A 16964-nucleotide genomic window follows, 5' to 3' on the forward strand; every position below is an offset into this window, starting at 1 on the left:
GCGGATTCTGTGTTCTTCACCCCGCCTCCCGGTCACCCGGTCGGCGTCTTGAGCACGAGATGGAACTCTACACACGAATCCCACCGAACACAAAATCAGGGGCGGCACCCGGCGTGCGGTCAAGGGTGGGCGGCCGGTTTCCGCCTGTTCTCGCGGATTCCTTCGGCCTGGCCCGCCCCGTTCGACGCTCCAGCGCCGTCACCCCCGGCCGTGACGTGCACCACTCCTCAGGGCGTGGCCGTCGTGTCCAGGGTCGGCTGGAGCCACACGGTGGTCAGCGCCGGCACGTTCACCGTGACGTGGGCCGGCTGGCCCTGCCACTGGCCCTCGTGTGCCGCAATCACCTCGGACTGGCCGGTCTGCTCCCGCCAGCCGTCACCGTGGAAGTCGGTCGCATCGGTGTCCAGCACCACCGTCCACTCCCCCGCGGACGGCACCCCCACGCGCAGCCCCTGACGCGGCGACCCCGAGAGGTTGGTGATGCACAGCAGCGGGGCGCCGCCCGGTTCAGCGGCCGGGACCGCGGCGCCGTCGTCGTCGATCCGTGTCTCCGGCACCACCTGCGCCGCGGGCATGCGGAGGAACACGAGCGTGTTGCCGTCGGCGTCGCCGCCGTCCACCCACGCAAATCCCTCCGGGCTGTGGTCCAGCGACCACAGCGCCGGCTTGCTGCGGTAGAGCGCGTTGAGCTCCCGGATCGTCAGCTGGACCCCGCGGTGCGCCTCATCCCACGAGACGGGCCAGTCCAGGCCCTCGCCCTCGGACCACTCGCTCGGCTGCGCGTACTCCCCGCCCATGAACAGCAGCTGCTTGCCGGGGTGCGCCCACATGTACCCGTAGTAGGCGCGCAGGGTCGCCAGCTGCTGCCGTCGGTCGCCCGGGATGCGGCCCAGCAGGGAGCCCTTGCCGTGGACGACCTCATCGTGGGACAGCGGCAGCACGTAGTTCTCCGAGTAGGCGTACACCAGGGAGAACGTCCACTGCTCGTGGTGCCACCGGCGGTTGACCGGGTCCTGGGACAGGTAGGCCAGGGTGTCGTGCATCCAGCCCATGTTCCACTTCTTGCCGAAGCCGAGACCGCCCGCGTCCACGGGAGCGCTCACCCCGGAGAAGGCCGTGGACTCCTCCGCGATCATGTGGACGCCGGGGTGCAGGCGGTACACGGTCGCGTTGACCTCGCGCAGGAAGTCGATGGCCTCGAGGTTGTGGTTGCCGCCGTGCACGTTGGGCTCCCACTGCCCGTCCTCGCGCGAGTAGTCCAGGTAGAGCATCGAGGCGACGGCGTCCACGCGCAGCCCGTCGATGTGGAACTCGCCGAGCCAGTAGAGCGCGTTGGCCACGAGGAAGTTGCGGACCTCGGTGCGGCCGAAGTCGAACACGAGGGTGCCCCAGTCGGGATGTTCGCCCCGCCGCGGGTCCGGGTGCTCGTACAGGGCGGTCCCGTCGAAGCGCGCGAGCGCCCACTCGTCCTTCGGGAAGTGCGCCGGCACCCAGTCCACGATGACGCCGATCCCCGCCCGGTGGAGCGCGTCCACCAGGTGCTTGAACTCGTCCGGGGAGCCGAACCGGGAGGTGGGGGCGTAGTAGCCGGTCACCTGGTAGCCCCAGGACCCGCCGAACGGATGCTCCGCGACCGGCAGGAACTCCACGTGCGTGAACCCGAGCCACTGCACGTACTCCACGAGCTGCTCGGCCAGCTCGCGGTAGTCCAGCCCGGGCCGCCACGAGCCCAGGTGCACCTCGTAGATGCTCAGCGGGCGCTCGTGCGGGTCCGTGAGACGGCGGCGCTCCATCCAGGTGCGGTCCCCGAAGGCGTAGTCGGACTCGAGCACACGCGAGGCCGTGGCCGGCGGGACCTCCGTCCAGCGGGCCATCGGGTCCGCCTTCTGCCGCCAGAGCCCGTCCCGGCCGAGGATCTCGAACTTGTAGCGGTCGCCGTGACCGACGCCAGGCACCAGCAGCTCCCACACGCCGGAGGAGCCGAGGGACCGCATGGCATGGGTCCGGCCGTCCCAGCCGTTGTGGTCGCCCACCACGCGCACGGCCCGCGCGTTCGGCGCCCAGACCGCGAAGGCCGTGCCGACGGCCTCGCCCGCGGAGGTGCGGACCACGCGGGCGCCCAGCACCTCCCACAGCCGTTCGTGCCGGCCCTCCGCGATCAGGTGCAGGTCCAGCTCGCCGAGCGTGGGCAGGTGCCGGTACGCGTCGTCCTGCTCCTGGACGGGGCCGGTCGTGCCGTCCTCGGTCTCGTACGCCACCTCGACGCGGTAGTCGCCCGCGGCAGCCCCGGCCACGCGGGGCGTCGGGGCCACGCCCGCGAACACGCCGTCGTGCTCGTGCGTCAGCTCCACCCGCTGCCCGTCGCCGGCGCGGACCACCGTGACCGTGCGCGCCAGCGGGCGCAGCACGCGGTAGGTGACCGCCGCGCCGTCGGGATGCGGGTGGGCGCCCAGCACGGTGTGCGGATCGTGGTGCCGGCCCTGCGCGACGGCGGCCAGCACCTCCGGGTCCACGGCGAGCGGGGCGACGGCGGGACGGGGGGCGGCGGACGGGGTCATGGCGATTCCTGTTCTGGGGACGGCGGGCGTCGGGAGCGGCTCAGCCGTTCCGGACGACCCGCAGGACATGGGCGGGCTCGACGTGGGGGTCCAGGCGGACGTACGGGGTGCGGCCCCACCGCCAGCGCTGGCCGGTGAGCAGGTCCTCCACCTCGACGGCCCCGGACGCGTCGCGGTCCTCGGGGCGCAGACGCAGCGCCTCGAGGTCCAGGTCCAGGGTCGCCTCGACGACGTCGTGCGGGTTCGTGGTGACGACGACGATCAGGGTGTCCTCCGCGGGACCGGCGTCGGTGACCGCCTCGGCGTCCCGGTGCGCACCCTCGGGCCGGGCCGAGCGCGTCTTCGAGAACACGAGCAGGTCAGGGTGCGTCGAGGCGTGCAGGGTCAGGTTCTGCAGGTCGCCCAGCGCCGGGTGCGCCGCGCGGATCTCATTGAGCCGGGTGAGGTACGGGGCGAGCGAGGCACCCGCGGCCTCCGCGCCCTCCCAGTCCCGGGGGCGGTACTCGTACTTCTCGTTGTCGATGTACTCCTCCGCGCCCGGCCGGGCCACGTGCTCGAACAGCTCGAACCCGGCGTAGACGCCCCACAGCGGGCTGGCCGTGGCGGCGACGACGGCGCGGATCCGGAACGCGCCCGGGCCGCCGTGCTGCAGGTACTCCGTGAGGATGTCCGGCGTGTTGACGAAGAGGTTGGGGCGATAGAACGCCGGCGTCTCGTGCGAGATCTCCTGGAGGTACTCCGCAAGCTCCTCGGCCGTGTTCCGCCAGGTGAAGTACCCGTAGGACTGCTGGAACCCGACCTTGCCCAGGGCGTGCATCATCGCGGGACGGGTGAAGGCCTCGGCGAGGAACACGACGCGCGGCTCCTCGGCGCGGACCTTCGCGATCAGCCACTCCCAGAACCACAGGGGCTTGGTGTGCGGGTTGTCCACGCGGAAGATGTGCACGCCGCGGGCCACCCAGCCCCGCACCACGTCCAGCACCGCCTGGGCGAGGCCGCCCGGGTCGTTGTCGAAGTTCAGCGGGTAGATGTCCTGGTACTTCTTCGGCGGGTTCTCCGCATACGCGATGGTGCCGTCCACGCGGGTGGTGAACCACTCCGGGTGCGCGGCGACCCACGGGTGGTCCGGGGAGCACTGCAGGGCCAGGTCCAGGGCCACTTCGAGGCCCTCGTCCGCGGCCGCGGCCACGAACGCCTCGAAGTCCTCGACGGTGCCCAGGTCCGGGTGCACGGCGTCGTGCCCGCCCTCGGGCCCACCGATCGCCCACGGCGAGCCCGGGTCCTGCGGCCCGGCCGTCAGCGTGTTGTTCGGACCCTTGCGGTGCGTGGTGCCGATCGGGTGGATCGGCGGCAGGTAGACCACCTGGAAGCCCATCCGGGCGACCGCCGGGAGCCGGTCGGCCGCCGTCGCGAAGGTGCCAGAGGACCACGTGCCGGAGGCCTCGTCGAAGCGGGCGCCCTCGGAGCGGGGGAAGAACTCGTACCAGGCGCCGCGGCCGGCGAGCTCGCGCTGCACGTCCAGCGGGTAGAGCTCGGAGCTCGTGAGGTGCTCCCGCACGGGGCGGGCGTGGAGGACGGCGGACACCTCCGCCGACTCGGCGGAGGCCAGGCGCTGGGCCGGGATGAGCGACTCGTCCTCGAGGCCGCGAACGACCTCCTCGAACACGGCGCGGTCCTCGGCCGAGCGCTCCGCGTCCTCGGCGGCCCGGCGGAACAGGGCGGCGCCCTCGGCGAGCATCAGCTCCACGTCGACGCCGGCGGCGATCTTGACGGTGGCCGCGTGCTTCCACGTGCCCACCGGATCGTCCCAGCCCTCGACCACGAACTGGTGCAGGCCCGGCTCGGCGGGCCGCAGCGTGGCCACGACCTCGTCCAGGCCGGGCCGGCCCGGACGCATCTGCACGCGCTGCACCTCGGCGCCGGCCGGGTCGAACAGGCGGACGGTGGCGCGCACGGAGTCGTGGCCCTCGCGGAACACGGTCGCGCGGACGGGGATGTCCTCGCCGACCACGGCCTTCGCCGGGAACCGGCCGTCCAGCACCACGGGCTGCACGTCCGTCACCGGGATACGCCCCGTGACGGTCTGGAGGCGGACATCGGCTGCGGTGGCGCTCTGGGTGTCGGGCTTCACGGTGCTCACGCCACGACGCTACCCCGCGGCCGCGCCGGTGAGAACGGCCGGCCCGCCCGCCCGCCGTGGGGGGCGGAGGGGCGGGCCGGGGACGGGGCGCCGGACGGGACGCTCAGGACAGCATGGTCTTGTCGTCCACGACGGCGCCCTTGATCTTGCCGAACTCGGCCAGCAGGTCCGCCGGGGTGCGCCCGGCCTTCTCCTGCTCGTCCAGCTCGAGGATGATCCGGCCGTCGTGCATCATGATCAGCCGGTTGCCGACCTCGAGGGCCTGGGACATGTTGTGCGTGACCATCAGCGTGGTGAGCCGGTGCTCGGCCACCACCTGCCGGGTCAGGCGGGTCACCAGCTCCGCCCGGGACGGGTCCAGGGCGGCGGTGTGCTCGTCCAGCAGCAGGATCTTCGGTCCGGAGAACGTGGCCATGAGCAGGCTGAGCGCCTGACGCTGGCCACCGGAGAGCAGCCCGACCTTGGCGGTGAGGCGGTTCTCCAGGCCGAGTTCGAGCTTCGTGAGCTCGTCGCGGAACATCGCGCGCCGGGCGCGGGAGACGCCCCGCGAGAGCCCGCGGGCGTGCCCGCGTCGCCAGGCCAGGGCCATGTTCTCCTCGATCGTGAGATTCGGGGCCGTGCCCGCCGTCGGGTCCTGGAACACCCGGCCGATCGAGGCCGCGCGGCGGTGGTCCGGCATGCGGGTGACGTCCTTGCCGCCCACGGCCACGGTGCCGGTGTCCGGGAGCAGCTTGCCGGCGATCGTGTTCAGGATCGTGGACTTGCCGGCGCCGTTGGAGCCGATCACGGTGACGAAGTCGCCCTCGGCCAGGTGCAGGTCGATGCCCCGCAGGGCGCGCCGCTCGTTGACGGTGTTCGGGAAGAAGGTCTTGGAGACCTGTGAGATCTCAAGCACGGGGGGCCTCCTCGGAGACGGATGCGGCGGGGGTGGCGCCGCCCGGCTCGCCGGTCAGGGGCATGCCGGCGGTGGCCGGAGCGGCGGCGGCCGGCGCCGGGGTCGCGGCCGTGCCCCGCGTGCGCAGGCTCAGGCGCCTGGCGAAGCCGAAGCGCGGCAGCAGCAGGGCCACGACGACGAGGGCCGCGGAGATCAGCTTCATGTCGTTCGGGCTCAGGCCCGCGTTGAGGGCGAACTGGATGATCAGGCGGTAGAGCACGGCGCCGACGATCACGGCGAGCGTCGCCCAGAAGACCGTGCGCTGGCCGAACACGGCCTGGCCCACGATCACGGACGCCAGGCCCACGAGGATGAGGCCGATGCCCATGGAGATGTCCGCGAAGCCCTGGTACATGGCCAGCAGGGAGCCGCCGAGGGCCACGAGGCCGTTGGAGATCATCAGGCCGAGGATCTTCATCCGGTCCGTGGAGACGCCGTACGAGCGGATCATCTCCTCGTTGTCACCGGTCGCCTGCAGGGCGAGGCCCAGGTCCGTGTGCAGGAACCAGTCGAGGATCAGCTTCACCACGAACACACCGAGGAAGAGCACGAGGATCGAGCCCCAGTTCCGGGCCAGTCCCAGGTCGCCGAGCCACGTGAACAGGGTGTCCTGGCCGAGCAGGGGGATGTTGGCCTTGCCCATGATCCGCAGGTTGATCGAGTAGAGCGCGATCATCGTGAGGATGCCGGCGAGCAGGCCGTCGATCCGGCCCTTCGTGTGCAGCAGGCCGGTGACGAGGCCCGCGAGCGCGCCCGCCACGAAGGCGGCGAGCATGGCCAGGGGCACCGGCGTGCCGCCCGTGATGAGCACGGCGGCCGTGGCGGCGCCGGTGGTGAACGAGCCGTCCACCGTGAGGTCGGGGAAGTCGAGGATGCGGAAGGTCAGGTACACGCCGAGCGCGACGACGGCGTAGATCAGACCCAGTTCCACTGCGGTCAGCATGGGGCGGGTGCCTTTCGGGCGGTGCGAGGGGGGACGGACGACGGCGGGACGGGGTGGGCCGGCCGTCGACGTGCTCCGCGGCGGCCCGGACCACGAGGTCCGGGCCGCCGCGGAGGCGGGCAGGCGCGGGATCAGCCCTCGACGAGCTGATCGGCCCTGTCCGTGAGCTCGGCGGGGATCTCGACGCCGTAGGCCTCGGCGGCCTTCGGGTTCAGCACGAGCTGCAGGTTGGCCGGGTCGGCGTAGCCCACGGGCAGCTCGGCCGGCTTCGCGCCGTCCTTGAGGATCTTCACGGCCATCTCGCCGGCCTGCTTGCCGTGCGCCTCGTAGTCGATGCCGTACGTGCCCAGGGCGCCGCGCTCGACGGAGTCGATGTCCGCCGAGATGACGGGGACGCGCTGCTCCTTGCCGTAGCCCACCACGGTCTCCAGCGCCGAGACGACGGCGTTGTCCGTGGGCACGTAGATGCCGTCCACGCCGGACAGGGACTGCACGCCCTGCTGGACCTCGGACGAGTTGGTGATGGTGGCCTCCTTGACCTCGAGGCCCAGCTCCTTGCCGGCCTCCTTGGCCTGGTCCACCTGGACCTTGGAGTTGGCCTCGCCGGAGTTGTAGACGATGCCGACGGTCGTGGCGTCCGGCTTCACGTCCTTGAGCAGCTGCAGCTGCTCCTTGACCGGGTTGCGGTCCGAGACGCCGGTGACGTTGCCGCCCGGGGCCTCGTCCGAGGCCACGAGCTCAGCGCCCTGGGGATCGGTGACCGCCATGAACACGACCGGCTTGTCCTTCACGGCCGAGGCGGTGCCCTGCGCGGCAGGGGTCGCGATCGCGGCCACGAGGTCCACGTCCGCGTCGTTGGCGAAGGTGGAGGCGATGGAGGTGACCGTGGCCTGCTCGCCCTGGGCGTTCTGCTCCTCGAACGTCACGTCCAGGCCGGCGTCCTTGAACGCCTCCTTGAAGCCCTCGGCCGCGCCGTCGAGCGCCGGGTGGGAGACGAGCTGGTTGATGCCCACGGTGTAGGAGCCGTCGCCGGCGGCGGAGGACGAGCCGGAGCCGCCGGAGCCGGAGTCGCCGCACGCCGTGAGCCCGAGGGCGGCGACGGCGAGGGCGGCGGTGAGGGGGAGGGAGGGGTGCTTCATGAGACGGACCTCGTTCTGATGGTGCGGTGCGGGATGCGCTCGCCGACGGGGGCCCGTCGGACACAGTGCAGACACTGTGCGCGGTGACACGCGTCACGGGCAAGACGTGCGCGCATCCACACGACATCCTGCCATGTGACCGGCGTCACTGTGGACACTCTGCCCGCGTCGGCGCCGTGTGCGAGACCCGCGTCCCCGCCCGGCCGTCATCCCGGGCGGCGGCGCCGTCGAGGTCAACGCCCGCCGGCGCGCTGCACCGAGATCTCGTACAGCGAGATGCCCACCGCCATCGAGGCGTTGAGGGACTCCATCGTCGAGTCGATCGGGATGGACACGATCTGCTGGCAGTGCTCCCGCACCATGCGGGACAGACCCTTGCCCTCGGCCCCCACCACGAGCACGAGCGGCTCCGTGGCCAGGGCGAGCCCGGGCAGGGAGACGTCCCCGCCGCCGTCGAGGCCCAGCACGAAGTAGCCGGCCCTGTGCAGGTCGACGAGGGTGGTGTTCAGGTTGCCGGCCTGGGCCACGGGCACCCGCGCGGCCGCGCCGGCCGAGGTGCGCCAGGCGGTGGCGGTCACGCCGACGGAGCGACGCTCGGGCACGATCACGCCGTCCGCGTCGAACGCGGAGCCGGCCCGGATGATGGCGCCGAGGTTGCGGGGGTCGGTGATGCCGTCGAGCGCGATCAGCAGCGGCGGGGTCCGCAGGTGCCCCTTCTCGTGCTTCGCGAGCGCGTCGAGGGCCAGGGCCGTGGCGTCCGCGTACTCATAGGGCGGGATCTGCAGCACGATGCCCTGGTGCACGGCCTCGCCGGAGAGGCGGTCCAGCTCCGGCTTGGTGTTCTCCAGGACCGGCACGCCCTGCTCGAGGCAGAGGCGCAGGGCCTCCTTGACGCGGTCGTCCATCTCGATGCGCACGGCCACGTGCAGCGCCTTGGCCGGGATGCCCGCGCGCAGCGCCTCGAGCACGGGGTTGCGACCGGAGACCGTCTCGTCCGTGAGCTTCACGCGGCCGCGGACCTGGTCCTTCACGGGGCCGCGCTTGGCGGCCGAGCGCTCGGCCAGCTGCTTGGCGCGGTGTGCCTTGTGGTAGACCCGGTCCTCGGCCTTGGGCGTGGGTCCGCGGCCCTCGAGCGCCTTGCGACCGTGGCCGCCGGTGCCCTTCATGGGGCCCTTCTTGCCCTTGGGCTTGCGGGATCCGCCGGAGCGGGGGGCGGTGGACATGGCGGGACTCCTGCGTGCCGGGGACGGGGGCGGCGGCACGCGGGGCGCCGCCGGATCGCCCTCCAGTCTAGGTGTCAGTCCGCCAGGCGCCATGTGGCGCCGTCGGCGCCGTCCTCCACCACGACGCCGGCCGCGGCCAGCGCGTCGCGGATGCGGTCCGCGGTGGCCCAGTCCTTGTCCGCGCGGGCCTGTGCCCGCGCCTCGATCTGCGACCGGACGAGCGAGTCGAGGGCGTCCGACACCGGGCCGGCCGCGGCGTCGTCGCCCTCGGGCACGTCGTCCAGGCCCAGCACCGCGGTCATGGCCTCCACCTCGGCCAGACGGGCGGCCGCGGCGTCGAGGTCCTGCCCGGCCAGCGCCGAGTTGCCGGCGCGCACGGCCTCGTGCAGGGCCGCGAGCGCCTGGGGCACGTTGAGGTCGTCCTCCATGGCGGCGCGGAAGGCGGCGGGCACACGGTCCGCGAGCGCCCCGTCGGGGGCGGGCGGGACGGCGCCGGCGGCGCGGGCGCGGGCCGTGAAGCCCTCGATGCGCTCGACGGCGGCCTCGGCCTCGTCGAGGGCGCCGGGCCGGTAGTCGAGCTGGGAGCGGTAGTGGGCCTGCCCCAGGAAGTAGCGCACCGCCGTCGGGCGGGCCATGCCGAGCATCTCCTCGGGGGAGATCGTGTTGCCCACGGACTTGGACATCTTCTCGCCGCCGTAGGTGACGAGCCCGTTGTGCAGCCAGAAGCGGGCGAAGCCGTCCCCGGCGGCCGCCGACTGGGCCAGCTCGTTCTCGTGGTGCGGGAACCGCAGGTCCAGGCCGCCGCCGTGGATGTCGAACTCGGCGCCGAGGTACTTCGTGGACATGGCCGAGCACTCCAGGTGCCATCCGGGGCGGCCGGCTCCCCAGGGCGACTCCCACACGGCGGTGGCGGGCTCACCGGGCTTGGCGCCCTTCCACAGGGCGAAGTCGCGGGGGTCGCGCTTGCCGCGCGGGTCGGCGTCGGGCGCGTCCTGCATGTCCTCCACGCGCTGGCGGGTGAGCTCGCCGTAGCGCTCCCACGACCGGACGTCGAAGTAGACGTCGCCCGAGCCGTCCTGCGCGGGGTAGGCGTGGCCGCGCTCCATCAGGCGCTCGATGAGCGCGAACATCTCGGGCACGTGGCCGGTGGCGCGCGGCTCGTAGGTGGGACGGCGGACGCCGAGGGCGAGGTAGGCGGCGTCGAACGCCTTCTCGAACCGGTAGGCCAGGGCCCACCACGGCTCGCGGGCCGGGTAGAGGTCCGAGGCCTCGAAGCCGGCCTCGTGGGAGGCGGCCGAGCGGTCGAGGATCTTGTCGTCGATGTCCGTCACGTTCCGCACCGAGGTGACGCGCAGCCCCGTGGCCTCGAGCCAGCGGATGAGGATGTCGAACACGATCGCGCTGCGCACGTGGCCCACGTGCGGCATGCCCTGCACCGTGGCCCCGCAGTAGTACACCGACGCCTCGCCGGGCACGAGGGGCTCGAAGTCCCGGATCTGCGCGGTGCGGGTGTCGTAGAAGCGCTGGGCCATGGGGGCGCGGTCCTTCCGGAGGGGCGGGGTCCTGACGGGGCTCTGCCAGCCTAGTCGGTGCGCCGGCGCGGGCTCAGGCCGCAGGGATGACGAGCGCGGTCGCGATCCCGACCAGCCCCTCCTTGCGCCCGATGAACCCCAGCCGGTCCGTGGTGGCGGCGGAGACGGACACGGGGGCCCCGCCGAGGGCGGTGGACAGGGCGGCCTCCATCTCCGCGCGGCGCGTGCCCACCTTGGGCCGGGGGGCGACCACCTGGACCGCCACGTTCCCGACGGCGACGCCCGCCTCCGTCAGCAGGCGCAGCACCTCGCGGAGCATGTCCGCGCCGGAGGCGTCCGCCATCTCGGGCCGGTCGACGCCGAACACGGCCCCGAGGTCGCCGAGGCCGGCGGCGGAGAGCAGGGCGTTGCACGCCGCGTGGGCGGCCACGTCCCCGTCCGAGGTCGCGGCCACGCCCCGCTCGCCGGGCCAGTGGATGCCGCCGAGCCACAGGGGCCGGGGGGCATCCTCGGGTGCCCACGCGTGCACGTCGGTGCCGATCCCCACGCGCGGCAGGGGGGCGGCCGCGACGGCGGGGCGGGTGGGCTGGCTCATGGAGGCCTCCTGGGGGGCGCGGCGGGCGAGCTCGAGGCGGGCGAGGTCGAGGTCGGCGGGGGCGGTGACCTTGAACGCGGCCGGGTCGCCGGGCACCACCACGACCTCGTGCCCCGCGGCCTCCATGACCATCGCGTCGTCGGTGAGCGCCGCGGCGTCGAGCGTGGGGTCCGTGCGCACGGCCTCGTGGGCCGCCAGCAGGGTGTCCAGGTCGAAGCCCTGCGGCGTCTGGATCGCGCGCAGTCCGGCGCGGGCCGGCGTGGCCGCGACGACGTCGACGCCGCCCCGTCCGGGGGTGACCTGCTTGACGGTGTCCGTCAGCGGCAGGCCCGGGACCGCGGCGACCGCGCCGGTCTCGAGCGCCGCCGTGACGGCCCCGAACACGCTCGGCGGGGTCAGCGCGCGGGCCGCGTCGTGGACGAGGACGCGGCGGGGCGCCCCCGCCGGGGCGAGGTCGGCCAGAGCGCGGGAGGCCGCGGCGAGTCCGGCGCGGACCGAGTCCGCGCGCTCGGCGCCGCCGGGCACGCAGTGCACGGGCACGTCCAGGCGCGGGCCGGCGTCGACCTCGGCGGCCACGCGGCCGGCATCGGCCTCCGCCGGCGGGGTGAGCACCACGACGGCGTCGAGGGCGAGCCCGGCGGCGCGCGCGGCGGCGACGGACTCCAGGCAGTGGTGCAGGAGGGTGCGGCCGTCCGCGAGGGGGGCGAGGGCCTTGGGCAGCCCGGCGCCGAGGCGGGTGCCGGCGCCGGCGGCGGCGATCACGAGGGCGGTGGGCATGGCCTCATCCTAGGGAGCGCGCCGGTGTCCGTGGCCCGGGACCTCCCACGGCGGCAACGGCCATGGCCGGGGACGAGACAGGGGAGGGGCCCGCGTCGTGGACGCGGGCCCCTCCCCTGCCGTGTGCTGCTCGTCAGCCCTCGAGCACCTTGTCCAGGCGGCCCTCGGCCTCCTCCTCGGTGACCTTCTTGGCCAGCGCCAGCTCGGACACGAGCACCTGGCGGGCCTTCGAGAGCATGCGCTTCTCGCCGGCGGACAGGCCGCGGTCCTGGTCGCGGCGCCACAGGTCACGGACGACCTCGGCCACCTTGTTGACGTCGCCGCTGGCGAGCTTCTCCAGGTTGGCCTTGTAGCGGCGGGACCAGTTGGTCGGCTCCTCCACGTGCTCGGCGCGCAGGACCTCCATGACGTGCTCGAGCCCCTCCGCATCCACGACGTCACGCACGCCGACGAGGTCGACGTTCTCCGCGGGGACCTCGATGGTCAGGTCTCCCTGCGCCACCTTGAGCTTGAGGTACATCTTCTCCTCCCCCTTGATGGTGCGCATCTTGATCTCCTCGATCCGCGCAGCACCGTGGTGGGGGTAGACGACGGTCTCTCCGACCTCAAAAACCATGTTGTTGTGCCCCTTTCAGTCGTCCCATTCTATCATGCAGCCTCGTCATGCCGCGCGCGCCGTCACATCGTCGGCCCCCGGATGTGATAGTGGACGACCCGGCGCCACAGGCCGGCCGGCGTCCCGGGATGCGGTAGCCTGACCTGGCAGGACCCCTGCCTCGGGGCTCCTGAGCACGTCATCGCACCTGAGGAGACCTCTGTGAAGAACGCATCCCGGCCCGCCCGGCGCCACCTCGCCGCAGGTGCGCTGGCCGCGGTCGCCCTGCTGGGCGCCACCGGCTGCTCCGCCGTGAGCCCGATCGCCACCGCCATCCAGTACTCCCCCTCGGACGGCATCAACGGCCAGGAGCAGGACTTCCTGAGCTACCGCAACCTCGCCCTCGTCGGCGACGGCGAGTCGGGCCCCGCCCGCCTGATCGGCACCGTGGAGAACACCTCCGGCCAGGATCAGACCTACACCTTCCAGGCCGAGGGCGGCGGCTCCGCGACCCTGAAGGTCCCCGCCGGCGAGAGCCGCAAGCTCGAGGACGAGGCGAACACAACCGTCCTGGAGCGCGAGGGCGTGTGGGTCGGCGAGAACCTGCCCGTGACCGTCTCCGGCAACGGCGGCACCGCCGACCTGGCCGTCCCGCTGCTGAGCGCCACCCAGGAGCAGTACCGTGACCTGCTCCCCGAGGGAGTCGAGCCCTCGGAGGAGGATCTCGTCGGGCACCTCCACGAGGAGACCCACCACTACGGCGAGGAGCACTGACCTCCGCCGGGCCTGCGCCCGGCACGCCACGGCCCCGGCCCCACCGTGAGGTGGAGCCGGGGCCGTCGTCGTCCCGGGCGGAGCGCGCCGGTCAGGCCTCGAACTTGTAGCCCAGGCCGCGCACCGTGACGAGGTAGCGGGGGCTCGAGGGATCGGGCTCGATCTTGGAGCGCAGGCGCTTCACGTGCACGTCGAGGGTCTTGGTGTCCCCCACGTAGTCGGAGCCCCACACGCGGTCGATCAGCTGGCCGCGGGTGAGCACGCGCCCGGCGTTGCGCAGCAGCATCTCCAGCAGCTCGAACTCCTTGAGCGGCAGGGACACCTGCTCGCCGTCCACGGAGACGACGTGCCGCTCGACGTCCATGCGCACGGGGCCGGCGCTGATGGTCGCCGACATCGGCTCCTCCTGCTCCCCCTGACGGCGCAGCACGGCGCGGACGCGGGCCACCAGCTCACGCGAGGAGTACGGCTTGGTCACGTAGTCGTCCGCCCCGAGCTCGAGGCCGACGACCTTGTCGATCTCCGAGTCCTTCGCGGTCAGCATGATCACGGGGACGTTGGAGCGCTGGCGCACCTGACGACACACCTCGGTGCCGGACATCCCCGGGAGCATCAGGTCCAGGAGGATCAGGTCCGCGCTGTCGCGCTCGAAGATGCTCAGCGCCTCGTTGCCGTCGGCGGCGACGGTGACCTCGAACCCCTCCTTCTCCAGGAGGTAGGACAGGGGGTCGCTGAACGACTCCTCGTCCTCCACGATCAGAATGCGGCTCATGCGCTCGTCTCCTTCCGGGTCGGGGGTGCGGCCGAGGCGGTCACCCGGTGACCGCGCCGCTCGGTGACGTGGGCGGCACCCGGCGCGCCGTCGACGGCGACACCGTCCCCCCACTCGGGCAGGCGGATGGTGAAGGTCGACCCGCGGCCCGGCTGGGACCAGAGGGTGACCTCCCCTCCGTGGTTGATGACGACGTGCTTGACGATGCTCAGCCCCAGGCCCGTGCCGCCCGTCTGACGCGACCGCGCCGCGTCCACGCGGTAGAAGCGTTCGAAGACCCGCTCCTGCTCCTCCGGGCTGATGCCGATGCCCTGGTCCGTGACGGTGACCTGCGCGAGCCCGTCCACGGAGCTCAGGCCGATGCCCACCGTGGTGCCCTCCGGGGAGTAGCGCACCGCGTTGTCCACCAGGTTGCGCACCGCGGTCATCAGCTGGTCCTGGTCCCCGTGCACCACCGCGTCCACGCGGCCGCCCACGCGCAGCGCGATGCCGCGGTCCTCGGCGGTCAGGCGCAGGCGGTCCACGGCGTCCGCGACGACGGCGTTGAGGTCCACAGGCCCTCCGTCCTGGACCACGTCCTTGGCCTGCAGCCGGGAGAACTCGATGATGTCCTGCACGAGGGCCGTGAGCCGGCGGGACTCGACGCCCAGCCGTGCGGCGAAGCGACGCACCGCCTCCTCGTCCTCCGCGGCGTCGCCGATGGCCTCGGAGAGCAGGGAGATGGCGCCCACCGGCGTCTTGAGCTCGTGCGAGACGTTGACGACGAAGTCGTGGCGCATGGCCTCGGTGCGGGTCACGTCCGTGCGGTCGTCGGCGAGGATCAGGATGTACTCCTCGTCCAGCGGGGCCACGCGCAGCTCGACGACGAGGCTCGACTGCCCGAGGGGTCCTCGGGGCAGCTCCATGCGGCGCTCGACGATGACGCCGTCGGCCCGCACGGTCCGCGTGAGCTCCCGCAGCTGGTCCTGGACGAGCGAGTGCCCCCGCACCAGGCCCAGGGCGTAGGCCGCGGGGTTCGCGCGCACCACGCCGTCGACGTCGTCCACCACCGCGTACGCGCGGCCGACCACGGAGAGGACCTCGGCGGCGCCCGGCGCCAGGGTGGGTTCGCCAACCGTCAGGTCCACCGTCCGCGAGCGCTCGGACGCCCGGAAGGCCAGCATGGAGGCCACTCCGGTGAACAGTCCGACCGCTCCGCACAGCAGGCCGATGATGACGGGATCCACGGCACCAGACTAGCCTCTGGCGGCCCGGAGACGGGCTGCCCCGGCCCCGCCAGACGCCGGACGATCGGCGTTCATGGGCCGTTCATCTTGCCCTGCCAGGGTGGACCGTTGCCCCGGGGAGTCGGGGTCGGCGGCGCACGGGCGTCGCCGGGGAGAGGAGACCATGCGCGAGCTCTACCGAGCCGACCTCGAACGGCTGGGCCGCGACCTGACCGAGATCGCCCGCCTCGTGCACCGCGCCATGATGGACGCGCAGGCCGCCCTCGAGGCGGCCGACGTGCACGGCGCCGAACGGGTCATCTCGGAGGACGCGCGGATCGACCAGCTGCAGGAGTCCCTCGACGAGCAGGCCGTGCGCATCCTGGCGCTGCAGGCGCCCGTGGCCACGGACCTGCGCACCGTCGTCGCCACGCTGCGGATGAGCTCCTCGCTCGAGCGCATGGGCGACCTCGCCCGCCACGTGGCCCAGCTGACCCGGCTGCGCTACCCCGAGCACGTCATCCCGGAACAGGTCCGGACCGTGATCACCGCGATGTGCGACGCCGCCGTGGAGGTGGCCGAGGAGGTCGTCCTGCTGCTCGAGACCCAGGACCTGGCGCACGGGGACCGGATCGACGCCCTCAACGAGGACGTCAACGCGCTGCACCTGTCCGTCTTCCGCGCGATCGCCGCCCCGGACTGGAGAGCGACGCCGGCCACCACCACGGACGTCACGCTGGCCTCGCGCTACCTCGAGCGGTTCACGGACCACGGCCTGTCCGTGGCCGCCAAGGTGCGCTACCTCGTCACGGGCGAGTGGGCGACCCACCGCCCGGACGCCACCGGCTCCTGACCGTCCCCGACGCCACGGGCCGGGCCCCCAGGCGGGGTCCCGGCCCGTCGTCGTCGGACGCGTCAGTGCGCGGAGCCCTGGGCGGCCACGGCGGCGGCGCCGGCCGCGGCGGCCTCCGGATCGAGGTAGCGGCCGTTCGCGGTGATCGGCTTGAAGTTCTGGTCCAGCTCGTAGACCAGCGGGATGCCCGTCGGGATGTTCAGGCCCGCGATGTCCTCGTCCGAGATGCCGTCCAGGTGCTTGACCAGCGCGCGCAGCGAGTTGCCGTGCGCGGCGATCAGCACGGTCTTGCCGGCCTTGAGGTCGGGCAGGACCTGCTCCTCCCAGTAGGGCAGCAGGCGGTCGATGACCTGCTTGAGGGCCTCGGTGCGGGGGGCGTCCTTGCCCAGGTCCGCGTAGCGCTCGTCGCCGACCTGGGAGAACTCGGAGTCGTCGTCCAGGGCGGGCGGCGGGGTGTCGAAGGACCGGCGCCAGACCATGAACTGCTCCTCGCCGAACTCCTCCTTCACCTGGGCCTTGTCCTTGCCCTGCAGGGCGCCGTAGTGGCGCTCGTTCAGGCGCCAGCTGCGCTTGACCGGGATCCACTGGCGATCCGCGGCCTCGAGGGCCAGGTTGGCCGTGGTGATGGCGCGCTTGAGCAGGGACGTGTGGACCACGTCCGGGCGGATGCCCTCCGCCTCCAGCAGCTCACCGCCGCCGGCGGCCTCGGCGCGCCCCTTCTCGGTCAGCGGGACGTCCACCCAGCCGGTGAACAGGTTCTTCTCGTTCCATTCGCTCTGACCGTGCCGCAGCAGGACCAGCGTGTACGTGGTGTTCGCCATGTCACCATCCTAGGTGTTGTGGGTCATGAGGTTCTTGCCACGAGGCGCCGGCTGAGATGAGACGAGTGGGCCTCTCCCGCAGGATGGAAGTTCCTCAACAACC

Annotated in this window: 14 protein-coding genes; 2 read left to right on the forward strand and 12 right to left on the reverse strand. The window is 72.9% G+C overall.

The genetic code is table 11. The annotated features are described in order from the left end of the window. Positions 1–227 precede the first annotated feature (227 nt). From glgB to ACUW6W_RS11170, 9 genes are all read right to left on the reverse strand, one after another. The gene (gene glgB, locus ACUW6W_RS11130; RefSeq protein WP_060974271.1) at positions 228–2558 is read right to left on the reverse strand and encodes a 1,4-alpha-glucan branching protein GlgB; all 2331 of its coding nucleotides are present in this window, start codon (positions 2556–2558) and stop codon (positions 228–230) included. A 40-nt stretch (positions 2559–2598) separates the two neighbouring features. Then, the gene (locus ACUW6W_RS11135; RefSeq protein ID WP_044658573.1) at positions 2599–4698 is read right to left on the reverse strand and encodes an alpha-1,4-glucan--maltose-1-phosphate maltosyltransferase; all 2100 of its coding nucleotides are present in this window, start codon (positions 4696–4698) and stop codon (positions 2599–2601) included. Positions 4699–4801: 103 nt separating this feature from the next. Beyond that, a complete protein-coding gene (locus tag ACUW6W_RS11140) occupies positions 4802–5593 on the reverse strand; it encodes an ABC transporter ATP-binding protein (protein WP_041104730.1) in 792 nt (263 codons plus the stop codon). Continuing rightward, on the reverse strand, positions 5586–6575 hold the full coding sequence (locus tag ACUW6W_RS11145; protein WP_036382447.1) for an ABC transporter permease: 990 nt from the start codon (positions 6573–6575) through the stop codon (positions 5586–5588). Before ACUW6W_RS11145 ends, ACUW6W_RS11140 begins: the two co-directional genes overlap by 8 nt. Positions 6576–6706: 131 nt before the next feature. Continuing rightward, complete coding sequence (locus ACUW6W_RS11150) at positions 6707–7714, reverse strand: ABC transporter substrate-binding protein (RefSeq protein ID WP_060973912.1); 1008 nt, start codon at positions 7712–7714, stop codon at positions 6707–6709. Between the two features lie 233 nt (positions 7715–7947). Then, positions 7948–8937, reverse strand: a complete 990-nt coding sequence (gene rlmB, locus ACUW6W_RS11155) for a 23S rRNA (guanosine(2251)-2'-O)-methyltransferase RlmB (RefSeq protein WP_036317879.1) — start codon at positions 8935–8937, stop codon at positions 7948–7950. 74 nt (positions 8938–9011) lie between these two features. Further along, positions 9012–10469: a cysteine--tRNA ligase gene (gene cysS / locus ACUW6W_RS11160; RefSeq protein ID WP_060973913.1), complete on the reverse strand. Its 1458-nt coding sequence runs from the start codon at positions 10467–10469 to the stop codon at positions 9012–9014. A 73-nt stretch (positions 10470–10542) separates the two neighbouring features. Further along, complete coding sequence (gene ispF, locus ACUW6W_RS11165) at positions 10543–11841, reverse strand: 2-C-methyl-D-erythritol 2,4-cyclodiphosphate synthase (RefSeq protein ID WP_095354002.1); 1299 nt, start codon at positions 11839–11841, stop codon at positions 10543–10545. Between the two features lie 133 nt (positions 11842–11974). After that, positions 11975–12457, reverse strand: a complete 483-nt coding sequence (locus ACUW6W_RS11170) for a CarD family transcriptional regulator (RefSeq protein WP_002858073.1) — start codon at positions 12455–12457, stop codon at positions 11975–11977. A 201-nt stretch (positions 12458–12658) separates the two neighbouring features. On the opposite strand from ACUW6W_RS11170, the gene ACUW6W_RS11175 reads away from it, so the two are divergent. Then, complete coding sequence (locus ACUW6W_RS11175; RefSeq protein WP_036384688.1) at positions 12659–13210, forward strand: hypothetical protein; 552 nt, start codon at positions 12659–12661, stop codon at positions 13208–13210. A gap of 91 nt (positions 13211–13301) precedes the next feature. Here the strand turns inward: ACUW6W_RS11175 and ACUW6W_RS11180 are convergent, their stop codons facing one another. Then, positions 13302–13982 carry a response regulator transcription factor gene (locus tag ACUW6W_RS11180; protein ID WP_044658512.1) on the reverse strand — a complete coding sequence of 227 codons (681 nt, stop codon included), beginning with the start codon at positions 13980–13982 and terminating at the stop codon, positions 13302–13304. After that, positions 13979–15208, reverse strand: coding sequence for a sensor histidine kinase (locus ACUW6W_RS11185; RefSeq protein ID WP_036316036.1), 1230 nt, complete (start codon positions 15206–15208; stop codon positions 13979–13981). Before ACUW6W_RS11185 ends, ACUW6W_RS11180 begins: the two co-directional genes overlap by 4 nt. A 163-nt stretch (positions 15209–15371) precedes the next feature. Between ACUW6W_RS11185 and phoU the strand changes: the two genes are divergently transcribed. After that, positions 15372–16040 carry a phosphate signaling complex protein PhoU gene (gene phoU / locus ACUW6W_RS11190; RefSeq protein WP_044658511.1) on the forward strand — a complete coding sequence of 223 codons (669 nt, stop codon included), beginning with the start codon at positions 15372–15374 and terminating at the stop codon, positions 16038–16040. A gap of 62 nt (positions 16041–16102) precedes the next feature. On the opposite strand, the gene ACUW6W_RS11195 is transcribed toward phoU, so the two are convergent. After that, a complete protein-coding gene (locus ACUW6W_RS11195; protein WP_044658510.1) occupies positions 16103–16861 on the reverse strand; it encodes a phosphoglyceromutase in 759 nt (252 codons plus the stop codon). Positions 16862–16964 lie beyond the last annotated feature (103 nt).

The sequence above is a fragment of the Micrococcus sp. 093350064-1 genome (genome assembly GCF_053627955.1).